23 protein-coding genes and 1 other RNA gene are annotated in these 19,737 nt (G+C 66.4%); 6 read left to right on the top strand and 18 right to left on the bottom strand.

Translation table 11 applies throughout. The features are described 5' to 3' along the window. Positions 1-286: 286 nt before the first annotated feature. From B9Y70_RS07510 to B9Y70_RS07490, 5 genes are read right to left on the bottom strand one after another with little or no spacing between them, the layout of a single operon-like run. Positions 287-1,171 carry a hypothetical protein gene (locus B9Y70_RS07510; RefSeq protein ID WP_085549634.1) on the bottom strand — a complete coding sequence of 295 codons (885 nt, stop codon included), beginning with the start codon at positions 1,169-1,171 and terminating at the stop codon, positions 287-289. After that, positions 1,172-1,927 (bottom strand): iron ABC transporter ATP-binding protein, encoded by a 756-nt coding sequence (locus B9Y70_RS07505; protein WP_085549633.1) that lies wholly within the window; start codon positions 1,925-1,927, stop codon positions 1,172-1,174. Beyond that, positions 1,924-3,072, bottom strand: a complete 1,149-nt coding sequence (locus B9Y70_RS07500) for an iron chelate uptake ABC transporter family permease subunit (protein WP_240309168.1) — start codon at positions 3,070-3,072, stop codon at positions 1,924-1,926. Before B9Y70_RS07500 ends, B9Y70_RS07505 begins: the two co-directional genes overlap by 4 nt. Continuing rightward, a complete protein-coding gene (locus B9Y70_RS07495) occupies positions 3,065-4,051 on the bottom strand; it encodes an ABC transporter permease (RefSeq protein WP_085549632.1) in 987 nt (328 codons plus the stop codon). Before B9Y70_RS07495 ends, B9Y70_RS07500 begins: the two co-directional genes overlap by 8 nt. A 46-nt stretch (positions 4,052-4,097) precedes the next feature. After that, complete coding sequence (locus B9Y70_RS07490) at positions 4,098-5,108, bottom strand: siderophore ABC transporter substrate-binding protein (protein WP_085549631.1); 1,011 nt, start codon at positions 5,106-5,108, stop codon at positions 4,098-4,100. A gap of 329 nt (positions 5,109-5,437) precedes the next feature. Between B9Y70_RS07490 and B9Y70_RS07485 the strand changes: the two genes are divergently transcribed. Beyond that, positions 5,438-6,697 (top strand): WYL domain-containing protein, encoded by a 1,260-nt coding sequence (locus B9Y70_RS07485; RefSeq protein ID WP_085549630.1) that lies wholly within the window; start codon positions 5,438-5,440, stop codon positions 6,695-6,697. Here the strand turns inward: B9Y70_RS07485 and B9Y70_RS07480 are convergent, their stop codons facing one another. Then, on the bottom strand, positions 6,698-7,102 hold the full coding sequence (locus B9Y70_RS07480) for a hypothetical protein (protein ID WP_085549629.1): 405 nt from the start codon (positions 7,100-7,102) through the stop codon (positions 6,698-6,700). Between the two features lie 162 nt (positions 7,103-7,264). Here B9Y70_RS07480 and B9Y70_RS07475 point away from each other — a divergent pair, with 162 nt between their 5' ends. The 4 genes from B9Y70_RS07475 to B9Y70_RS07460 are packed head-to-tail and all read left to right on the top strand — an operon-like array spanning position 7,265 to position 12,178. Further along, complete coding sequence (locus B9Y70_RS07475) at positions 7,265-8,446, top strand: ABC transporter ATP-binding protein (RefSeq protein WP_085549628.1); 1,182 nt, start codon at positions 7,265-7,267, stop codon at positions 8,444-8,446. After that, positions 8,443-9,705 (top strand): sugar ABC transporter substrate-binding protein, encoded by a 1,263-nt coding sequence (locus B9Y70_RS07470; protein WP_085549627.1) that lies wholly within the window; start codon positions 8,443-8,445, stop codon positions 9,703-9,705. The genes B9Y70_RS07475 and B9Y70_RS07470 overlap by 4 nt, the downstream gene beginning before the upstream one ends. Beyond that, positions 9,702-11,282, top strand: coding sequence for an ABC transporter permease subunit (locus B9Y70_RS07465; RefSeq protein WP_085549626.1), 1,581 nt, complete (start codon positions 9,702-9,704; stop codon positions 11,280-11,282). The genes B9Y70_RS07470 and B9Y70_RS07465 overlap by 4 nt, the downstream gene beginning before the upstream one ends. Next, on the top strand, positions 11,282-12,178 hold the full coding sequence (locus B9Y70_RS07460; protein ID WP_085549625.1) for a sugar ABC transporter permease: 897 nt from the start codon (positions 11,282-11,284) through the stop codon (positions 12,176-12,178). Before B9Y70_RS07465 ends, B9Y70_RS07460 begins: the two co-directional genes overlap by 1 nt. 175 nt (positions 12,179-12,353) lie before the next feature. Here the strand turns inward: B9Y70_RS07460 and B9Y70_RS12925 are convergent, their stop codons facing one another. Both B9Y70_RS12925 and B9Y70_RS12920 read right to left on the bottom strand, forming a co-directional pair. Beyond that, complete coding sequence (locus B9Y70_RS12925; protein WP_205410426.1) at positions 12,354-12,668, bottom strand: hypothetical protein; 315 nt, start codon at positions 12,666-12,668, stop codon at positions 12,354-12,356. 19 nt (positions 12,669-12,687) lie between these two features. Continuing rightward, the gene (locus B9Y70_RS12920) at positions 12,688-12,873 is read right to left on the bottom strand and encodes a hypothetical protein (RefSeq protein ID WP_205410430.1); all 186 of its coding nucleotides are present in this window, start codon (positions 12,871-12,873) and stop codon (positions 12,688-12,690) included. Here B9Y70_RS12920 and B9Y70_RS07450 point away from each other — a divergent pair. Continuing rightward, complete coding sequence (locus B9Y70_RS07450) at positions 12,795-13,325, top strand: cytidine deaminase (RefSeq protein ID WP_240309167.1); 531 nt, start codon at positions 12,795-12,797, stop codon at positions 13,323-13,325. The two genes, B9Y70_RS12920 and B9Y70_RS07450, sit on opposite strands and share 79 nt — an antisense overlap. A gap of 43 nt (positions 13,326-13,368) precedes the next feature. Here B9Y70_RS07450 and ssrA read toward each other — a convergent pair. The 10 genes from ssrA to B9Y70_RS07400 all read right to left on the bottom strand — a co-directional run bounded on the left by ssrA (position 13,369) and on the right by B9Y70_RS07400 (position 19,555). Further along, positions 13,369-13,745, bottom strand: a transfer-messenger RNA (tmRNA) gene (gene ssrA, locus B9Y70_RS07445). A 46-nt stretch (positions 13,746-13,791) separates the two neighbouring features. Next, the gene (locus B9Y70_RS07440) at positions 13,792-14,139 is read right to left on the bottom strand and encodes a DUF488 domain-containing protein (RefSeq protein ID WP_085549624.1); all 348 of its coding nucleotides are present in this window, start codon (positions 14,137-14,139) and stop codon (positions 13,792-13,794) included. Next, complete coding sequence (gene smpB, locus B9Y70_RS07435) at positions 14,136-14,624, bottom strand: SsrA-binding protein SmpB (protein ID WP_085549623.1); 489 nt, start codon at positions 14,622-14,624, stop codon at positions 14,136-14,138. The genes B9Y70_RS07440 and smpB overlap by 4 nt, the downstream gene beginning before the upstream one ends. Before the next feature lie 13 nt (positions 14,625-14,637). Next, entirely contained in the window at positions 14,638-15,264 is a 627-nt protein-coding gene (locus tag B9Y70_RS07430) for a hypothetical protein (RefSeq protein ID WP_085549622.1), read from the bottom strand. After that, a complete protein-coding gene (locus B9Y70_RS07425; protein ID WP_085549621.1) occupies positions 15,264-15,860 on the bottom strand; it encodes a hypothetical protein in 597 nt (198 codons plus the stop codon). The genes B9Y70_RS07430 and B9Y70_RS07425 overlap by 1 nt, the downstream gene beginning before the upstream one ends. A 5-nt stretch (positions 15,861-15,865) precedes the next feature. Continuing rightward, a complete protein-coding gene (gene ftsX, locus B9Y70_RS07420) occupies positions 15,866-16,768 on the bottom strand; it encodes a permease-like cell division protein FtsX (protein WP_085549620.1) in 903 nt (300 codons plus the stop codon). Positions 16,769-16,783: 15 nt separating this feature from the next. Next, the gene (ftsE, locus tag B9Y70_RS07415; RefSeq protein ID WP_085549619.1) at positions 16,784-17,473 is read right to left on the bottom strand and encodes a cell division ATP-binding protein FtsE; all 690 of its coding nucleotides are present in this window, start codon (positions 17,471-17,473) and stop codon (positions 16,784-16,786) included. A gap of 89 nt (positions 17,474-17,562) precedes the next feature. Continuing rightward, a complete protein-coding gene (gene prfB, locus B9Y70_RS07410) occupies positions 17,563-18,666 on the bottom strand; it encodes a peptide chain release factor 2 (protein ID WP_085549618.1) in 1,104 nt (367 codons plus the stop codon). Positions 18,667-18,677: 11 nt separating this feature from the next. After that, positions 18,678-19,136, bottom strand: a complete 459-nt coding sequence (locus B9Y70_RS07405; RefSeq protein WP_085549617.1) for a hypothetical protein — start codon at positions 19,134-19,136, stop codon at positions 18,678-18,680. Further along, a complete protein-coding gene (locus tag B9Y70_RS07400; protein WP_085549616.1) occupies positions 19,133-19,555 on the bottom strand; it encodes a hypothetical protein in 423 nt (140 codons plus the stop codon). The genes B9Y70_RS07405 and B9Y70_RS07400 overlap by 4 nt, the downstream gene beginning before the upstream one ends. Positions 19,556-19,737: the final 182 nt, after the last annotated feature.

The raw sequence follows: 19,737 nt of genomic DNA, 5'->3' as shown, positions 1-19,737 counted from the left end.
AACCACCCATCAAGGCAGCCAGCCAGCACACACAACCAACAACCACAAACAAAAGTACATTGGCACACTATTGAGTTCTCACACAACAACCGCACGCTCTTCCCCGTCTCACCTAGTGGGATCCGGCTCTCAAGCGGCTTTATTGAACTTACTCTGTTGGACTGATTGTGTCAAATCCAGGCTGTGAAGTTCTTTTTCCGTTTCCATCCCGGCCACCTCGCGGCAACCGTTCTTGGCAACGATTGAAACTATACGAACTTTGCTTCAACGAAAGCAAATCGCCAGGTCACACGGCAGATTTACGCACCATGTGCGGCACGGCCCAGACCATCGTGACCATGACGAGGAGCTCCACCAGCGTCTGGCTGACGACCACAACCGGGGCGAGATCCCCGGGCATCGCCAGAGCGAAAGGGAGCACAACGAGCGAGTTGCGCGTGACGGCGCTGAAGGTGGCGGAGACGCGGGCGGACGTCGATAAGCGGGCGACGCCGGCGACGGTCCACCCGAGAACCACCATCACCCCGGCGAACACGACATATGTGGCCGCAGGAGCCAGCAGCTCCCGCCACTCCCCCAGCGCTCCCGCGGAGTATCCCGCCATGACGAGGAAGAGTGTCGCCATCATGAGCGGGGTCATGGACTTTTCTCCCGCCCGCTCCCAGACGTCGGCCCAGGGGCTGCGCTGCGCCAGCGCCGCCAACACGAGCGGCACGACGATGAGCAGCACAAAGGCCTCGAGGAAAGGTCCGGGTGCCAGCACCTCGGAGGATCCCAGGAACATTCCCAGGTAGAGCGGCAGCAGGAGCATCTGGCCGAGGAGAAGGAAAGGCGTCGCGGCCAGCATCTGGTCACGCGCGCCGCCGGCCAGCCCGCTGAAGGCGATGACGTAGTCGATGCACGGGGCCAGCAGCACGAGGAGGACTGCGGCGTAGACCGCGCCGTCGTCACGCAACGGCCAGGTGATCGCGCCGACGACGAGCGGGACGACCACGAAGTTGAGCAGGGCGAGGACGGTGAGGAAGCGGGCGTCGATACGCAGCCCCCGCAGGGGGATCGACAGGAACGTGACAAACAGCAACGCCCCGAGGACCGGCGTGGTGAACAGCCGGGCCTCGGGGACGTCGATGAGCAGTCCGGCGGCAACCGCCAGGAACAGCCGGAGGATCATCTAGTGGTAGACGGCGATGAGGCCGTGCGGACCATCGATGACCTGTACCGGGGTGTTGAAGATATCGGTGAGGATGTCATCGCGCATGACCTCCTCGGGGGAACCGAACTCGACGATCTTGCCGGCCTTGACCGCGCAGATGTAGTCGGCGTAGCGGGCCGCGAAATTGATGTCGTGGAGCACGACGATGATGGTGCGGCCGAACTCCTGCGCGGCGGACTGCAGGTGCTTCATCATCTCGACGGAATGGGCGATGTCGAGGTTGTTGAGGGGCTCGTCGAGAAGCACGTAGTCCGTCTCCTGGCACAGAACCATCGCCACGTACGCGCGCTGCCGCTGACCGCCGGAGAGCTGATCGAGGTAACGGTCCTCCAGATCGGTGAGGTGGAGGAAGTCGATGTAACGGGAGATGATCTCCTCGTCCTCCGCGGTGAGCCGACCGTGGGAGTACGGGAAACGACCGAAGCCGACGAGCTGACGGACGGTCAGCTTGGTGATGAAGTGGTTCTCCTGGCGCAGGATCGACAGGATCTTCGCCAGGTCCTTCGACTTCGTCGTCGTGATGTCGTACTGGGCGACCTTGATGTCACCCGAGTCCATGCCGAGCAGGCGGCCGATCATCGTGAGCAGCGTCGACTTGCCGGCACCGTTCGGGCCGACCAGGGCGGTGATGCCACCGGAGGGAATCTCCAGGTTCACCGGCCCGATGGCGACGTCGCTGTTGTATTCCTTACGGACGTTGCTGAGAGTAATCACAGTCGACCCTTTCGGAGGATGACGAAGAGGAACACGGAACCACCGACGAGCTCGATGATGATGGACACGACACCCTGCGCGTAGAAGACGTGGTTCATGATGAAGTACGCGCCGGTGAGCACGACGAATCCGATCGCCGCGGCCATGGGGAATAGATAACGGTGATCGTAGGTGTCGGCGAATTGGTAGGCAAGGGTCGCCACCAGGAATCCGAGGAATGTCATCGGGCCCACAAGAGCGGTCGAGACCGCCATGAGCACCGAGATGAGCACCAGGGTGGAGATCGCCAGGGCCTTGTAGTTGAGGCCCAGGTTGGTGGCGGTGTCGCGCCCCAGGGCGATGACGTTGAGCTTGCGGGAGTTGAAGTACAGCAGCGCCGTGGCCACTACGATGAGTGGGATGGCGATCGGGTAGTACGCCGGATCCGCGTTGTTGACGGAGCCGAACAGGCGCGCGGTGAGCACGTCGAACTCACTCGGGGTGAGCATGCGCTGCATGAACGTGGACACCGACCCCAGGCCACCACCGATGACGATGCCGACGAGCAGCATCGCGTGCATGTTGGAGTGCCGGCCCGTGAGCAGCCAGGAGTAGAGGATGAGCGAGAGGCCGATCATCAGCGCCAGCTGCACGAGGAACGTCTCCAGCGTGCGCGCCCCGATGAGGCCGGCGGCACCGAAGAAGTAGATCGTCGACGTGTGGATCGCCGTGTACAGGGACTCGAAGCCCATGATCGACGGCGTGATGATGCGGTTGTTGGTCACCGTCTGGAAGGCGACGGTGGCCACCGCCTGACACACGGCCACGATGGCCATGGCGATGACGGCGTCGGCACGCCGCTCGGCGATGAGCCAGAACGTCTCCGAGCCGAAGGGCATCGGGTTGTTCCAGGCCAGCAGGCCGAACGCGAAGAGCAGACCGGCTGCGACCATGACGCCCAGGGCGATCCAGTACTTCCGGGCGGTCCGGGCGTCCTGGAAGGCACCGGCGCGACGGGCGGACTGCGGCTTGATCTTCAGCGGCGGCCAGGACTCCTCGACCCGCTCGAAACGGCGGGCCTGGGGGTCCTCCTCGCCCAGGTAGTTGTCGACGCCGTCCGCGGTGGACTCGTCGACCATGTTCTCGACGTAACGGTTCTTATCCACGACGCTGCCTCACGATCAGGGTGACGAAGACGATCGCACCGATGATGCCCAGGATCACCGAGACCGGGATCTCGAAGGGCGAGATGATGGTGCGGCCGATGAGGTCACACACGGTGACGATGCCGATGCCCAGCAGGCCCACCCACGGCAGGTTGGAACGCAGGTCATCGCCGCGGAACATCGAGACGATGTTGGGGACGATGAGGCCGAGGAAGGGCAGGCTGCCGACGACCACGGTGACCACGCCGGTGGCGATGGCGATGAGGCCGGTGCCGATGAGGACCATGCGGTTGTAGTTGAGGCCGACGTTGGTGGCGACCTCCTCACCCATGCCGGCGACGGTGAGCCGGTCGGCGAAGAAGAAGATGGCGACGACGACGAGGACGACGACCCACAGGACCTCGTACTGGCCGCGGAGGATGTCCGTGAAGGATCCGGCGAACCACACGCCCAGGCTCTGCAGCATGTCGGTCTGCAGGGCGAAGAACGTGGAGACGGAGCTGACCACCGCACCGAGCATGATGCCGATGATCGGGACGATGAGGCTCGAGCGCAGGGAGACCCGGCGGAGGAAGAGGAAGAACACCATCGTGCCGATGAAGGCGAAGACCACCGCGCCCAGCATGCGGTCCATGATGGTCGCCGCCGGGATGAAGTAGGTCACCGCCAGGAGGCCGAGGCCCGCCCACTCGGTGGTGCCGGTGGTCGTCGGCTCGACGAAACGGTTCTGGGTTAGCAGCTGCATGACCAGGCCGGACATGGCCATGGCCGCGCCGGCCAGCACCAGCGCGATGGTGCGCGGGATACGGGTGGCGGCGAACATCTCCCAGCCGTCGTCGGTGGTGAGGATGTCGTACTCACCGACCGACAGCGACGCGGCGAGCAGGCCGAGGACCACGAGGATGCCGAAAATCAGCTTCCAGTCGAAGAGCTTCTTCCTCGTCCGCGCGTCCCGGCGTGTCGCCGCAGTCGTTGTCATAGGTCGGTTACCTTACCCTTCCCTAACCTCAGCCGATAGTCGGCGGCTAGTTGGCGGCCTCGAAGGCGTCGGCCAGGCCGTTGAGGATCTCGGTGTAGGTGATGATGGACTCGTTGGTGTAGGTGTCCTCCGGCGCGTAGACGACCTGCCCCTCCTGGATGGCGGTGACGTTCTTCAGCGGGTCGGACTCCTCGATGACCTGGGAGGCGGCGACGTACTCGTCGGTGTTACGGGTGTCGGTGGCACCGTCGCGGTCGAGGACGAGGATCCAGTCCGGGTTGGCGGAGGCGATGGCCTCGACGGAGATGTCGTCACCCTGGTGGTCGTCGGAGGCGTTGGCGACCTCGAGGGCCGGGGTCATGCCGACCATCTCGAAGACGGGGCCGTAGGTGCGGCCGACCTTGGGGGCGATGTAGCCGATGGTGCCGCCGGAGACGTTGACGGCCATGACCTTCTGCTCCGGGTTGTAGGCGGCCTTGGCGCGCTCGAGGGCCTCGTCGAAGTCGGCGATGAGCTGCTCGGCCTCGGACTCCTTGCCGAAGATCTTGCCCAGCTCCTCGGCCTGACGCTTGAGCTCGGCGTCGAGCGGCTCGCCCTCGCGCGGCTCGAACTCGACGATGGCGGCATTCGGGTTGAGCTTGGCCACGGCGTCGTAGTGCTGCGCGAAGCGCTGGCCGTTGACGATGAGGTCCGGCTGCGCGGCGGTCAGGGCCTCGAGGTTCGGTTCGCGGTGGGTGCCCAGGTCGATGATGTCGTCGTTGTTCTTGTAACCCTCGACGGTGTGCGGCACGAGCTGCTTCGGTGCGGCGACGAGATCGATCCCCCAGGCGTCGAGGATCTCGAAGGAGCGGTTGTCCGTGGACGCGATCGCCTCGACGGGGAGGGCGATCTCCTGGGTGCCGTGATTGTCCTCGACGGTGATGGTGCCGGCGTCGGCGGCCGCGGTGGTGGCGGTCTCGTTCGCGGTGGAGTCACTGTCGGAGGCGTCGGAGCAGGCACCCAGCAGGAGGGCGGAGGCCGCGACGGCGGCAATCAGGGAGTGACGGAAACGTGCCATGTGTCTGTTTTGTCCTTTTGGTCGGAGCGATGTGGAACCAGCGTCCTGGCGAGGTTAGGGAACCCTAAGCGGGAACCATACAAGGCGACCCTAAGTGAGGCAAGCCTATCTTTGTTAAACGTTCGTCCGGATAATGCCGGTGGGCGATCCTGCGACCCGAACCACAAGGTCAAGCCGCTCTTTGCTTTGGCTCACCTTACCCACCGGAAGGTGTTCCACAACACACTTTGTGGCGGCTCTCACGGTGCCTGTCCGACGTTCGACCCCCTGACCAGCACATTCGAACAACGCCCCCGGGCAATGTCCGGGGAGTGCCCTAATCTGCGGCCATGACCCCCACGAACTCCCCCGCCCAGACCCCCGCCGAGCTCCTTCTCCACGCCCTGCCGCACCTCGGCGAGACGTTCACGCTTGACGACGCCGCCGCGCGGCTCCGTGTCCACGACCCCTGCGGCTGGCCGGTCCCGGCGCACCGCGACAAACTCGCATGGCAGTTACATGACCTGGCACTGGCGGGTCGGCTCGACACCGACGGGACGCACTTCCGCCTTCCCTCCCGCGAGCTTCTCACCCTCTCCGAACAAGGGATTCCGGCTTACCCGGTGTTCGACGTGACCGACTGGACCGTGGACATCGGGGAGTCACTGTCCCGCAGCGCCGCGGCCCTGACGCTGCTGGCCCACCGACTGCGGCGCAGCCTGCCGCAGAGCTACGCCGGTCACCCGACGTTCGGGGCGGCCGCCGGGCACCTCCTCGGCTCGGCGCGCTTCCGCGACGCTGTCGCGGCACAGTCGGAGCCCCTCGACCCCGCCTTTCTACTGGCCGCCGCCGCCCGTGAGGTGGCGGGTCTGCGGGACCAGCCCTTCGCCACCCGACTCGACCTCAGTGACGGACAGCGGGCCACCTGCCGCCTGCTCGGCTGGCAGAGCAAGGGCCCCGAACTGGAGCAGCTCCGCCGCTTCCTCGACAAGGATCCGACGGGCGTGCCCGTCCCGGAGTATGCGGCCCTGCTCCACGGGACGGACCCGGAGCAGTGGATCTGCACCCACAGCCTGAGCAGCGCAGGGCTCTACACCTACCCCGACTTCGAGATCCGCTCCCCCATCGTGCAGGCGGAATCCCCCGTGCGCGCACTGGGCCGTTCCTACCTCTACGAGTTCACCGCCTCGCAGTTCGCAGGCTCCCGTGCGGCATCGGATCCGCTGCTCACGGAGTACGATCCGCAGGTCATCGGCGGTGGACTTATGGCCACCCGGCGCGACGCCACCCCCTTGCTCCGGTCACTGGGGATCCCGGTGGAGGAGGCGTTGCCGGCACTGTCGGTGCGCACCCGCCTGGAGATCGCCCGCACCGAGGCCGAGTTGAGCGAGTTCCACCAGGCCGCGGAGTCCCGGATTCTCGCGGAGGCGGTGATCCTGGGAACCGGGGTGGAGATCGGCTACCGGGATGAGGCGGGCGTCGAGACGCAGCGGACTGCCACCAACCCCTCCCTGGTGAACCGGTCACTGCTGCGCGGTTACTGCCACCGGCGCAGCGAAGACCGCATGTTCCGGCTGGACCGGATCACGCGGATCGCTGCGGCGCAGTAGCTACTTCTTGTCCTGGGTCATCAGCGCCAGGCCGATGGCCAGCATGAAGACGTCCTTGGACAGGGCCATGCCCTCCTGGGACGGGCGGATGCCGTCGGCCTCGGTGTTCTCCGGGTTGCGGAAGTACATGGAGAGCAGACCGCCGGAGAAGGCGGTGAGGGCGGCGCCGGCCACCTTGTTGGGGACGAAGGGGGCTAGCAGGGAGGCGCCGATGGCGGTCTCGGCGTAGCCGAGCCAGGTGCCGAACTTGTCGGAGGGCAGCTTGGCCAGGGCCGGGATACCGGAGGCGGCGGCCTGCTGGACGCCGGCGGAGTACTCGGCGGGCATGCCGATCTTGCCCACGCCTGAATTGGTGACAAAGGCGCCGGTCACGCCGCGGAGGATGGCATCAGAGATGAAGGACATTGGGTTCCCCTTTTCTTGTTGTTGACGTATCCACAACATAACCGAGCGGTGATGACACGTCAAGCACTGCGGTGTAGATCACATCAAACACTACCGATGGTCAGTCCTCACAGATAGACTCGGGCTCATTGGTTCGCACTTCCCCCACAGAAGGAATATCGAATGGCCACCATCACCCTGGACCACGTGGACAAGCTGTACCCCAACGGCTACCACGCCATCACCGACGCCAACCTCGACATCCGTGACGGCGAGTTCGTCATCCTCGTCGGGCCGTCGGGATGCGGAAAGTCCACGCTGCTCAACATGATCGCCGGACTCGAGGACATCACCGGCGGCGAACTGCGTTTCGACGACCAGGTCGTCAACGACCTCTCCGCCCGCGACCGCGACATCGCCATGGTCTTCCAGTCCTACGCCCTCTACCCGCACATGACGGTCCGCGAGAACATCGAGTTCCCGCTCAAGCTCTCCCGCATGCCCAAAAGCGAGATCCAGGACAAGGTCGCGGAGGTCTCCGCCTCCCTCGGCCTCGACGAGTACCTCGACCGCAAGCCCGCGCAGCTTTCGGGCGGTCAGCGCCAGCGCGTGGCCATGGGCCGCGCCATCGTCCGCCGTCCGAAGGTCTTCCTCATGGATGAGCCGCTGTCCAACCTCGACGCGAAGCTCCGCGTCCAGATGCGCGCCGAGATCGCCCGCCTCCAGCAGGACCTCGGTGTCACCACCGTCTACGTCACCCACGACCAGACCGAGGCCATGACCCTCGGCGACCGCGTCGTGGTCATGCGCAAGGGCGTCATCCAGCAGGCCGGCTCCCCCGACGAGCTCTACGCCTCCCCCACCAACCTCTTCGTGGCCAGCTTCATCGGCTCGCCGTCGATGAACTTCATGCCGGGTCGCCTGCGCGGAGACGTGGTCTCCACCGGTTTCGGTGACATCCACCTCCCGGAGTCGCTTGTCGACGCCGCCTCCCGCGCCACCTCCGAATCCGTCATCCTCGGCCTGCGCCCGGAGGCCTTCGAGGACGCCTACCTCGTCGCCCCGGAGAAGCGCGACCAGGGCATGACCATCTCCGCGAACCTCAGCCTCGTCGAGTCCACCGGTGCCGACCGCTTCGTCTACTTCTCCCCGCCGGAGGTGGAGAAGCCCACCGACGCCGCCCGCGAGGCCGCCCACGAGGCCGGCGTCGATGAGCTCGGCGGCGAGCTGGTCGCCCGCCTCACCAACGCCACCCGCGTGGCCGGCGGCGACACCATGGACCTGTGGTTCACGCCCGAGTCCCTGTACCTCTTCGACGGCGAGACCGGTGAGTCGCTGCGCACCGATGAGGTGCGTGCCCAGTGACCTCCCCCCGATTCTCCCGCCGCCGGTTCCTCGGCGCGGCCGGACTGCTCGTCGCGGGTGGAGCACTCACCGCCTGCGGCAGCGGTGGCGGTCAGGCCGCCGGCTCCGGTGCCCTCCTCGGCGGACCCCGCCCCCTGACCATCTGGGCCTCCCAGTACGAGGTCCCCGGCCTGGAGAAGGTCGCCGAGCGTTTCCAGGAGGACACGGGTGTGAGCATCCGCGTCATCCAGCGCAACTACAACGGCCAGATGCTCTCCGACTTCCTCACCCAGGTCCCCACCGGGGAAGGCCCCGACATCATCGTGGCCCCGCACGACGTGCTCGGCCAGGTGGTCAACAACGGTGCCGTATCCCCCGTCGACCTCATCGACCCGGAGGACAACTTCGTCGACATCGCCCTGCAGGCCGTCACGTACGACGGCCGCTACTACGGCGTGCCCTTCATCATCGAGAACGTCGCCCTCCTGCGGAACAACGCGATGACCGATCACACCCCGGAGACCTTCGACGATCTCCTCGCCGAGGGCCACCGGCTCATGGACGAGGGCGTCGCGAAGTATCCCTTCACCACCAGCCAGTCCGAGGCCTCTGGTGATCCGTACCACCTCTACCCCATCCAGTCCTCCTTCGGTGCCGAGGTCTTCGAGCGCGACGCCGACGGTGCCTACACCGCCGAGCTGGGCATGGGCGGCGACGAGGGCCGCGCCTTTGCCAACTACCTCGCCGAGATGGGGGCCAACCGCGACCTCATCGTCACGATGACCCCGGACATCTCCAAGCAGGCCTTCATCGACGGCGAATCCCCCTACTTCATCGCCGGCCCCTGGAACCTGCCGGACATCCAGGCCGCGGACATGGACATCGAGGTCCTCTCCGTGCCCTCGGCCGGCGGGCAGCCCGCGATCCCGTTCGTCGGCGTGTCCTCCTTCATGATCAACGCCAACTCCTCCTCCCCGCTCGCGGCGCGGGACCTGGCGCTCAACTACCTGTCGCAGCCCGAGGTCCAGCTCGAGCTGTTCTCCAACAACCAACGTCCCCCCGCCAACAAGGAGGCACTCGACAACATGGGCGATCCCGTGCTCGCCGAGTACGCCCGCATCGCCCAGGAGGACGGCGCCCCCATGCCGTCCATCCCGCAGATGGGTGCGGTGTGGAACTTCTGGGGCACCACGCAGAACGGCATCGTCACCGGTGCCGGCGACGCCGAACAACTGTGGGACAACATGATCACCAACATCGAGAGGGCGATTGAATCGTGACCACCACACTGGACTCCCGCCCCGTGGCGGATGAGGCGCCGGCCCCGCGGCGTCGTCAAGCAGGAACCGGTCTGGCGATCAAGCTCCTCATCATGGCGGCCATCAACGCCTTCGGTTTCTACGGCATCGCCGCCTCCTGGCTCGCCGGGCAGTGGGGCATACTGGTCTTCCTTGTGGCGGGCCTCATCGGCGCGAACGTCATCTACTTCTGGAACGACCGCCGCACCCGACCCTGGAAGTACCTCTACCCGGCAGCCGTCATGCTGCTCATCTTCCAGGTGTTCGTGGTGATCTACACCGCGGGCATCGCGTTCACCAACTACGGCGACGGGCACAACTCCACCAAGGACGACGCCATCACGGCGATCGAGCTCAAGTACGACGAGCCCGTTCCCGACGCCCCGGCCCGCCCCGTCATCGTCATCTCCGGCGACGACGGCCTCGGCCTCGCCGTGCTTGACGACGCCGACCGGGTCCTCGCCGCCACCACCGGCGAGGAACTGACCCCCGTCGAGGCCACCGTCGAGGACGGACGGATCACCGCCGTCGACGGCTACGAGGTCCTCACCGCTGAGGACGCCATGGCCCGCCAGCAGGAGGTCCTCGACGTCCGTGTGCTGTCCCCCGACGAGGGCGATGTCGTGCGCACCAACGACGCGCGGACCTCCACCACCTACGTCTCGACGATGCGTTACGACGAGGCGCAGGACGCCATGATCGCCGCCGACGGCACCGTCTACACCCCCAACGACACCGGCAGCTTCGCCTCCGAGTCCGGCGAGGAACTCCTCCCCGGCTGGCGCGTCAACGTCGGCCTGTCCAACTTCACGCAGGTCTTCGCCGACTCGACCTACGCCGGCCCCTTCATGAAGGTCACCGCCTGGACGTTCGTCTTCGCGTTCCTCTCCGTCGCCCTGACCTTCTTCGCCGGCCTGCTCATGGCGCTGCTGTTCAACGACCCGAACATGAAGTTCCGCGGCTTCTACCGCGCGCTGGTCATCATGCCGTACGCCTTCCCCGCCTTCCTGTCGATCCTCATCTGGGCCGGTCTGCTCAACACCGACTTCGGCTTCTTCAACCAGATCCTCTTCGGCGGCGCGGACATCAACTGGCTCGGCGACCCCTGGCTCGCCCGCTTCTCCGCCGTCATGGTCAACCTGTGGCTGGGCTTCCCCTACATGTTCCTCGTCACCACCGGTGCGCTGCAGTCCATCCCGGACGACGTGTACAAGGCCGCCAAGATCGACGGCGCCGGGGCGTGGACCACGTTCCGGAAGATCACCCTCCCGCTGCTCATGGTCGCCGTCGGCCCGCTGCTCGTGGCCAGCTTCGCGATGAACTTCAACAACTTCAACGTGATCTACCTGCTCACCGGTGGCGGACCCCGCGATCTCGACTCCCCCACCGGAGTCGGCGCGACGGACATCCTCATCAGCTTCGTCTACAAGATCGCGTTCGCCTCGGGTGAGAACCAGTACGGCGTCGCCTCCGCCATCTCCCTGATGATCTTCATCATGGTCGCGGTGGTCTCCGCCATCACCCTCGTCCGCTCCAATTCCCTGAAGGAGATCGACTGATGTCCACACAGGTCACCGACACCGACTTCGAGGTCAACCGCCGCTCTCCCTGGCGGCAGTTCAAACGGGGCGGATGGCGCCACATCGTGGCGTGGCTCATCATCGTCTACGCCCTGTTCCCCATCCTCTACGTGGTCTCCGCGTCCCTGTCCTCCGAGGGCACCCTGACCGGATCCAACCAGCTCTTCCAGTCCATCGGACCGGAGAACTACCAGAACCTGCTCACCGACGAACAGCACCCCTACATGCGCTGGTTCATCAACTCGATGATCGTCTCCTCCGTGACGGCCATCGGCACCGTGCTCATGGGTGCCGCGGCGGCGTTCGCCTTCTCGCGTTACCGCTTCAAGGCCCGCCGCCCCGGCCTCATCGCCCTGCTCATCGTGCAGATGTTCCCGCAGCTGCTCGCCTTCGTCGCGATCTTCCTGCTCATGTTCTCCATCAAGTCCGTCTACCCCTGGCTGGGCCTGAACTCCCTGCCCGGACTGATCCTCATCTACCTCGGCGGCTCACTCGGCTCGAACACCTTCCTCATGTTCGGCTTCTTCAACACCGTGCCCACCGAGATCGACAAGGCCGCCGTCATCGACGGCGCCTCCCACGCCCAGGTCTACTGGCGCATCGTCCTGCCCCTGATCACCCCGTCCCTCGTGGTCGTCGGCATGCTCGCCTTCGTGGCCAGCTTCTCCGACTTCCTCATGGCGCAGATCGTCCTGCAGGACCCGCAGAAGTGGACCCTGGCCGTCGGCCTCTACCAGTTCGTCTCCGTCCAGTTCGGCGAGAACTGGGGCGTGTTCACCGCCGGCGCCGTCATCGCCGCCGCCCCCGTCGTGCTGCTGTTCATCATCCTGCAGCGCTACATCGTCTCCGGCATCACCGGTGCGGTGAAGGGATAGCCGGTCGCTCCCGGTGCCGCACCCCTTGGGCACCGGGAGTAGTGGCACCACCCGCCGCGTCCCTGAGTGATCAGGGGCGCGGACTGCGCAAGAGTAGTGAAGATGGTCCGAATTCGGGCCCCGAAACCCTGATCTTTACTACTGCTTGCGCAGTCCGTGTGCCCGGTGCCGGTAATTAGACGCCCGTCAGGCGCTCGAGCGCCCGGTAATCCGGATCCGCCTGGCGACCGGGGTTGAGCACGGGCAGCGATTCCCCATCCACCACACCTTCACCCGCCAGGAACAGGTACAGGAACGGGTCCCACCCGTTGCGAGTGAGTGCCTCCCGCACCGCCGGGGCACCGAGGGCCTCCACCAGAGCCTGGCGGAGCAGCGGGCCGAAGCTGGCCCAGCCCTCCTCCGGCCAGGCCGACGCGAGATCATTGGTGCTGTTGCCGGCAGCATCCAGGCGCTCGTTGCTGATCTCCTTCCCGATTCCTGCGGGCTCCACTGGCCATAGACCTCTTCGATTAGGGCGTCCGGGTCATCCGTGTCCCCGGCGAACACCACACCCAGGTACGGCACCAGGTGGTCATCGGCGGGCACAGCGCCAGCCCCGTGACCTTTTGCCCGTCGAATGTCCCGGCGTGGGCGTCCACCACCTCGGCGATGGACGCGGCAAACTCCCGGGACAGATCCTCGAAAGGCTTCTGCATGTCCAGAACTTAACACCGCAACCGACGTAGCGCCGGGGAAGCCCGAGCCCTCTGGGCCCGGGCTTTTTAATGAATGCCAGGCCTCCATCGAATCGGGTTTCCCCGCCGCTGAGGGCTTTCCGGGTGCCGCGGCGATGCTGCTTGCCGACGACACCGTGCTGGTCGGCACCGCCCCCGAGGTCCTCAACGCCGGTGTGGAGTTGTGCCATGAGACCGAGCCTTTCTGCGCCGCCTGCCGCATGGGCCAGTGCCTGGTGGCGTCAATCTGCCTGGCTCGGCACCCTGACGGCCGGTACCTGGTTCTCAACCCCTGCGGGGTCTGCCGGGAGCGTCTCGCGATCCAGGGTCCGGGCGTCATGGTCGCCGTGGCACACCCGGACGATCCCACGACCCCGACGTGGAAGAGGCTCAAGGACGTTCACCTCGACTACTGGGTGACACCCGCAGAGTAAAAGAGGAAACCCCAGACCAGTGATGGTCTGGGGTTTCCCTCTTCGGTGGAGCTGCCGGGAATTGAACCCGGGTCCTCCGTCACCTCGCCAGGGCTTCTCCGTGCGCAGTTCGCGCTGGATCTCTGCTCGGCCCTCCGGCTCGGACGAACACGTTCCGGATGATGGGCCCAGTCAGCGGTAGGTGTCCCGTCCAACCCCGCTGACGCGGCCGGACGGCAAGTTCCCTAGTCGATGCCAGGGTCCGGGTCGGGAACGAGCCCGGTCTGACAGACACGCGGTCGCTACTTAGGCAGCGAGGGCGTAGTCGCGCTGAGTGTTCTCGGCGCTTATGGGTTTGCTGCGACGCTTACGGTGGTCCTCAGCCTGCACCGGCACGCTTCCCCTGGCTCAATGTACGAAGTCGAAACCTGAATCAGCCCCGTACTCTGCGGACGGGATGTGCATCTTTTCCGCAGGATGGTCCATGTTAACTGTTGTTAACCTTATCCGTCAACCACTCGGCGAGAACCAGTGCGTGATTATGTTCGCGGTCGGCGGCGGCGTAGAGGAGGGTGAGGTTGTCCTCCCCGGCCAGGGCCTCGCCGGCGCCCTCGTCGAGCTCCGCGCGGTAGCGGCGGCGGAACTCCTCCCACTTCTCCACGTCGTGCCCGAACCATTTGCGCAGCTCCGGCGACGGTGCGACGTCCTTGAGCCATTCCCACTCCACGTCGTCCCTGGCCACCCCGCGCGGCCACAGCCGGTCGACGAGCACGCCCCGCCCTTGGACGGTGTCGTCACCACGCAGGACGTCGTGCAGCTTGGCGGCGCGGATCATCCCGCGATGCCCTTGACGCGGCGGCCGAGCTCACGGGTGATCTCGCGTTCCTCGGTGCGGCGCTTGATGTCCTGGCGCTTGTCGTAGTCCTGCTTGCCCTGCGCGAGGCCGAGTTCGAGCTTGACGCGGCCGTCCTTGAGGTAGAGCTGCAGCGGCACGAGAGTGCGGTTGCCGTCGCGGACCTTGCCCATGATGGAGTCGATCTCCCGGCGGTGCAGCAGCAGCTTGCGGGTGCGCTTCGGAGAGTGGTTGGTCCACGATCCCATGGAGTATTCAGGGATGTGGAGGTTGCGCAGCCACACCTCGCCCTCGTCGACGGTGGCGAAGGCGTCGGCGATGGACACCTTGCCCTCGCGCAGCGACTTGATCTCCGTGCCCACCAGCACGACGCCGCATTCGTAGGTCTCGAGGATGTGGTAGTCGTGCCGGGCCCGGCGGTTGGTGGCCAGGACGCTGCGGTCCTGTGTCTTCTTCTTCTTGCCCATAGTCCGGACCATGTTACAGCAGGAGAATCAGCAGGATGACGGCGATCACGGGGATGGTCGCCAGCACCCACGGCGCGAGGGGCCGACGGCGCAGCGCCCCGGCGGTGCGCGGGGTGGAGCTGAGTTCGGTGGTGGCGGGCACCTGCAGCGCGAGGGCGGCGAGGGCGGGGCGTTCGACGATCATCGGCGCGTAGTCGCGCACGGCGACGTGGTGGCGGTCGCGCAGCTCCGGGTGGCCGGTCAGTGCCACCGTCGTGTCGTACGGTTGCTTGGCGACCAGCGCCGCCACCCGGTCCGCATCAAAAGGCTCGCTCCGCCCGGGGTAGGTGGTGAGGAGGTCCCGGTCGGCGTCGATAAGCAGGACGCGGTGGCCGGTGAGGCGGTGCAGGACCTCGATGTCGGTGAGTAGCTGGACGTCGTCATCGGCGACACCGGCGACGGCCAGCTCACCGACGACGCGACCGAGATCCGTCACGGACATCCCGGAGGGGTGGACGAGGACGACGCGCCGCGGCGGCCCGTCGCCGAGCTGGGCGGCGGCATGGACGGCGCGGGCGAGCGTCGGGAAGCTGCCCATGAGGTGCCTGTCGACGGCCGAACCGACACCGCTCTCCCCGTACGACAGCCCCAGCTCCCACATCAGAGAAGGAACACGACTCCCAGGACGACGATGAGCGCGATCGCCAGGACGAGCAGGAACCGGGTGGTCATCATGCCGCGTTCGGGGTTGAGCTCCTGCGGGGTGTCCGTGGGCTCGGGGACGGAGACGAGGGACTCAGTGGACGGGTGCTCGAGCGCGAGCTTCGCGACGTCCACCCGCTCGTAGGACTTCTCCCCCGCCGTCGGGAACGTCACCGTCACCGGAGTCGGCACCGGGTCGGGCTGCGCGCCGAAGAAGTTCTTCTTCGGGGCCTCGACCGGGTACTCCACGAGGGTGGCCTGCTCGCCCTCGGCGGTGGACAGGACCTCGACGTCCGTACGGACCTGCACCTTGTGCCCCGGGATGCCCGCGATGATGAGCTCGCCGAGGTACCACTTGAGCTCGTGCGGCTTGAGGTCCGTCTCGACAATGAGGACGGCCCTGTCCGGGGCGCGGTTCTCCTCACCCTCGGAGGACAGTCGTACCGCGCGGTCAACCTCCGGGAAGAAGCCGGTGATCTCCGGGGTGCCGGCGGCGCCGATCTTGGCGGCACCGAGGCCTAAGGGGGTGGCGGTCAGCGCCAGGGTCCAGGTCATGGCTTCTACTTTCTCACATAACTGCGCAGCGCCACCTGAGCGGTCAGGCCTGCGAAGACGATGCCGATGAGCGCTACGACCGGCACGACGAGCCAAATGTCGGCGGTGGTCACCGGGGCGATGAGCTGGGAGTCGTAGAGACCGCGCAGGGCCTTGTCGATGACGAACTCCTTACCCAGGAACAGCCCGGCCGTGGCCAGCAGAGCGCCGATGATGGTGGCCAGCACCGCCTCGAGGACGAAGGGGGCCTGCGTGTACCAGCGGGAGGCGCCGACCATGCGCATGATGGAGATCTCGTCCCGGCGCGAGAACGCCGCGATCTGCACCATGTTCGCGATGAGGAAAATCGCCGCGATCGCCTGCACACCCGCCACGAGGAACGTCGCGTTGCGGACGGCGTCGAGGTTGTCGGTGGCACCGCGCAGGTCGTCGACCTGGTCGACAATGGTGTCCACCTGCGGCAGGTCGCGGACCGGCTCCAGCGGGGCCTGGTCGAGCGGATCGGTCAGGCGCACGTGCAGGGCGGCGGGCAGGGCATCCGGGGAGGTCTCGGCGACGAGCTGCGGGTCGGTCTCACCGAAGACCTCGACGAAACGCTCGAAGGACTGCTCTCGGGAACGGAAGGTGACGGAATCGACACCGTCGGCGCCGTCGAGAAGCTCCCGGACCTCGCGGCACGCCTCCGAGGAACAGTCGTCGTCGTTGGCGGAGATGTCCTCGTCGAGCTGGATCATCACCTCGACGCGGTCGAGGTAGATGTCCTTGGTGTCCTCGGTCATCTTGGTCACCAGGAAACCGGTGGCCAAAAGCGCCAGCGAGATGGCGGTGGTGATGACGAGGGCGATGGTCATGGTGAAGTTGCGGCCCAGGCCGCGGAACGCCTCGCGTAGGACGAATCCGAGTTTCATGTGGTTTCTCCTTCGCTAACGGGTCTCGCCGTAGACGCCGCGGGCGTCGTCGCGCACGAGACGGCCCAGGTGCAGCTCGATGACGCGGCGGCGCATGTCGTCGACGGCGCGGGCGTTGTGGGTCGACATGACCACGGTCGTGCCGCCGCGGTTGATCTGGCTGAGCAGGGCCATGATGCCGTCCGAGGTCTCCGGGTCGAGGTTGCCGGTCGGCTCGTCGGCGAGCAGGAGCAGCGGGCGGTTGACCACCGCGCGGGCGACGGCCACGCGCTGCTGCTCACCGCCGGACAACTCGTTGGGCATGCGGTCGGCCTTCGCGGCCAGACCCACCATGTCGAGGACCTCCGGCACCGCCTTGGTGATCTGGGCGCGCTTCTTGCCGATGACCTCCAGTGCGAAGGCCACGTTGTCGTGGACGTTCATCTTCGGCAGCAGGCGGAAATCCTGGAAGACGTAGCCGATCCGGCGGCGCAACTGGTTGATCTGCCCACCCTTGAGCCGGTTGACGTGGAAGTCCGCGAACCGGATGTCACCGGAGGTGACGTTCTCCTCCCGGATCATCAGCTCGAGGAAGGTGGACTTGCCCGACCCCGAGGGGCCGATGAGGAACACGAACTCGCCCTTGTCGATGGTGAGCGAGATGTTGTCCAGGGCCGGCCGCGTCGAGGTCGGGTAGACCTTGGTGACGGAATCGAAGGTGATCACGTCTCACACCTTAGCCAACCGGGTGTGACGGATGGGGCGAGTGTGATCATTCACAGACAACGGCCACGCGGGTGTCCGCTGGCGTTGCGCTACTCGCTCTGCTGCTCCGCCATGCGCCAGCGGATTCCGGACTCGAGGAAGCCGTCGATGTCGCCGTCGAGAACCTTCGTCGGGTCGTTGACCTCGAAGTTCGTGCGCAGATCCTTGACCATCTGATACGGGTGCAGGACGTAGGAACGCATCTGGTTGCCCCACGACGCCTGGCCGCCGGCACCGAGGGCGTCCATCTCGGCGCGCTCCTCCTGGCGCTTCTTCTCCAGCAGCTTGGCCTGCAGGACGCGCATCGCGGAGGCCTTGTTCTGGATCTGGGACTTCTCGTTCTGACACGTCACGACGATGCCCGTCGGGATGTGGGTCAGGCGCACCGCGGAGTCGGTGGTGTTCACCGACTGGCCACCGGGGCCGGAGGAACGGTAGACGTCGACACGCACGTCCGACTCAGGCACCTCGATGGAGTCCGTCTGCTCGACGACGGGCAGCACCTCGACCTCCGCGAAGGACGTCTGGCGGCGGCCCTGGTTGTCGAAAGGGCTGATACGCACGAGGCGGTGCGCGCCCTGCTCGACGGAGAGCTGCCCGTACATGTAGTCGCCGTGGACGACGAAGGTCGCGGACTTGATGCCCGCCTCCTCCGCGTACGAGATGTCGTAGACGTCGACCTTGTGGCCGTTCTTCTCCGCCCAGCGCGTGTACATGCGCATGAGCATCTCGGCCCAGTCGGCGGCGTCGACGCCACCGGCGCCGGAACGGATGTTGATGAGCGCCTCACGCTGGTCGTAGTCGCCGGAGAGCATGGTCTGCACCTCGAGCGCCTCGATCTGGGTGCGCATGTCGGCGAGCTCCTCGTCGGCCATCTCGTCTCCCTCGCCCTCCTCCTCGGCGAGCTCGTACATGACCGGCAGGTCCTCCAGCCGCTGGCGCAGATCGGTGAGTTTGCGCAGCTTGCCCTGCACGGCGGACAGCTCGGAGGTGACCTGCTGCGCATGGTCCGGGTCGTCCCACAGGCTCGGGTCGGCGGCCTGCTGCTCGAGCTCACGGACGCGCGCCGACATCTCCTCCGGGTCCATCACCTTCTCGATCGTGGTGAGGGTCGCGTTGAGGTCGTCGAGTGCTGCAGAAATGTCCGGTCGCATAACCCCATACTCTACTGTGCTTCTCGACGCCCCTCCGCAGGCCCCGTCTCCGGCTCCGGGAAGGCGCGCGCGAAAGCCGCCGGGACGGCCAGTCCCACGGCGGTGCCCGCCGCGATGAAGGGGAGACCAATCGCGGACATCCCCGTCTCATCCGGGAGCACCTCGGCGAGGAGAAACCCGACCGTCAATCCGAAGGACGTCGCCCACGCCGGCAAGAGGCCCTTCGGGGAGACCTTCGTCCCCAGGACGATGACGAGGATGACCGAGGCCAGCCCGCACGCCGCGACCTGCGCCCAGTGATACTCGTGGCCCAGCAGCATCCGGGGCATGGTGGTCATCCAGATGGCCAGGCCACCGAGCACCCCGAGGACGAGCGTTCCCCAGGCCCGCAGGGACCGCCCGGCGATGATCATCATGCCGATCGGCCAGACGAGCGGGGCCGCCAGAATCAGAGCGCCGATGGGGCTCATGCCGCTCTCCGCTGTCTGAGCACCCCGGTCAGCCACCCCACCAGGGCAAGCGACGACCCGACGCCGAGGAGAACCATGATGAGGCCGACACCCCACAGTCCGGAATCATCCTGCAGTCCGGCCCACACGCCCCAGGCCAGGGCGAATCCGCTGGCGGCGGTCCAGCCGATGGCCGCCCCCTCGGTTGGCAGGCACCAGGCGAGCGCGATGGTCAGCGCCACCATCGCCGCGCCGGCGAGGATGACCTGCCAGGGCAGGTAGTCACCGTGCGGGCCGAGCGGCCAACTCATCGTGGCCAGCCACACGAGGATGCCGCCGACGAAGGTGAGCCCCAGGTGCTTCGGCGCGGCGGGCTGCTCGCGCCGCTGCCACAGCAGGTACCCCACCGGGGCGATGGTCAACAACGCAAGGATCAGCATGCTTTCACGCTACGCCCGAAAGGCGGCATATCCCGGCAGGCATATCAGGGCAGCTATAGGTCGAGTACGCGGCACCCCGACGGACCCGACCACTCGACCTACCCATGGGAAGTTGTGCCTGAGGTGATATGCCTCTCGCCGCCACCCAACCCTCATCCGGACACCCGGTACCGCACGGGGCA

Origin of the sequence: Corynebacterium pollutisoli, assembly GCF_900177745.1 — a bacterium.
Classification (GTDB): Bacteria; Actinomycetota; Actinomycetes; order Mycobacteriales; family Mycobacteriaceae; genus Corynebacterium; species Corynebacterium pollutisoli.
The sequence above is the reverse complement of the archived record's forward strand: the minus strand, read 5'-3'. Positions and strand labels throughout refer to the sequence as shown.

What these genes read in the sequence shown, in the direction of transcription:
- B9Y70_RS07510 (WP_085549634.1), bottom strand. Translation starts at nt 1,171, where the DNA reads ATGATCCTCCGGCTGTTCCTGGCGGTTGCCGCCGGACTGCTCATCGAC.
- B9Y70_RS07495 (WP_085549632.1), bottom strand. Translation starts at nt 4,051, where the DNA reads ATGACAACGACTGCGGCGACACGCCGGGACGCGCGGACGAGGAAGAAG.
- B9Y70_RS07490 (WP_085549631.1), bottom strand. Translation starts at nt 5,108, where the DNA reads ATGGCACGTTTCCGTCACTCCCTGATTGCCGCCGTCGCGGCCTCCGCC.
- B9Y70_RS07485 (WP_085549630.1), top strand. Translation starts at nt 5,438, where the DNA reads ATGACCCCCACGAACTCCCCCGCCCAGACCCCCGCCGAGCTCCTTCTC.
- B9Y70_RS07480 (WP_085549629.1), bottom strand. Translation starts at nt 7,102, where the DNA reads ATGTCCTTCATCTCTGATGCCATCCTCCGCGGCGTGACCGGCGCCTTT.
- B9Y70_RS07475 (WP_085549628.1), top strand. Translation starts at nt 7,265, where the DNA reads ATGGCCACCATCACCCTGGACCACGTGGACAAGCTGTACCCCAACGGC.
- B9Y70_RS07460 (WP_085549625.1), top strand. Translation starts at nt 11,282, where the DNA reads ATGTCCACACAGGTCACCGACACCGACTTCGAGGTCAACCGCCGCTCT.
- B9Y70_RS07450 (WP_240309167.1), top strand. Translation starts at nt 12,795, where the DNA reads ATGTCCCGGCGTGGGCGTCCACCACCTCGGCGATGGACGCGGCAAACT.
- B9Y70_RS12920 (WP_205410430.1), bottom strand. Translation starts at nt 12,873, where the DNA reads ATGCAGAAGCCTTTCGAGGATCTGTCCCGGGAGTTTGCCGCGTCCATC.
- B9Y70_RS07440 (WP_085549624.1), bottom strand. Translation starts at nt 14,139, where the DNA reads ATGATCCGCGCCGCCAAGCTGCACGACGTCCTGCGTGGTGACGACACC.
- smpB (WP_085549623.1), bottom strand. Translation starts at nt 14,624, where the DNA reads ATGGGCAAGAAGAAGAAGACACAGGACCGCAGCGTCCTGGCCACCAAC.
- B9Y70_RS07430 (WP_085549622.1), bottom strand. Translation starts at nt 15,264, where the DNA reads ATGTGGGAGCTGGGGCTGTCGTACGGGGAGAGCGGTGTCGGTTCGGCC.
- B9Y70_RS07425 (WP_085549621.1), bottom strand. Translation starts at nt 15,860, where the DNA reads ATGACCTGGACCCTGGCGCTGACCGCCACCCCCTTAGGCCTCGGTGCC.
- ftsX (WP_085549620.1), bottom strand. Translation starts at nt 16,768, where the DNA reads ATGAAACTCGGATTCGTCCTACGCGAGGCGTTCCGCGGCCTGGGCCGC.
- prfB (WP_085549618.1), bottom strand. Translation starts at nt 18,666, where the DNA reads ATGCGACCGGACATTTCTGCAGCACTCGACGACCTCAACGCGACCCTC.
- B9Y70_RS07405 (WP_085549617.1), bottom strand. Translation starts at nt 19,136, where the DNA reads ATGAGCCCCATCGGCGCTCTGATTCTGGCGGCCCCGCTCGTCTGGCCG.
- B9Y70_RS07400 (WP_085549616.1), bottom strand. Translation starts at nt 19,555, where the DNA reads ATGCTGATCCTTGCGTTGTTGACCATCGCCCCGGTGGGGTACCTGCTG.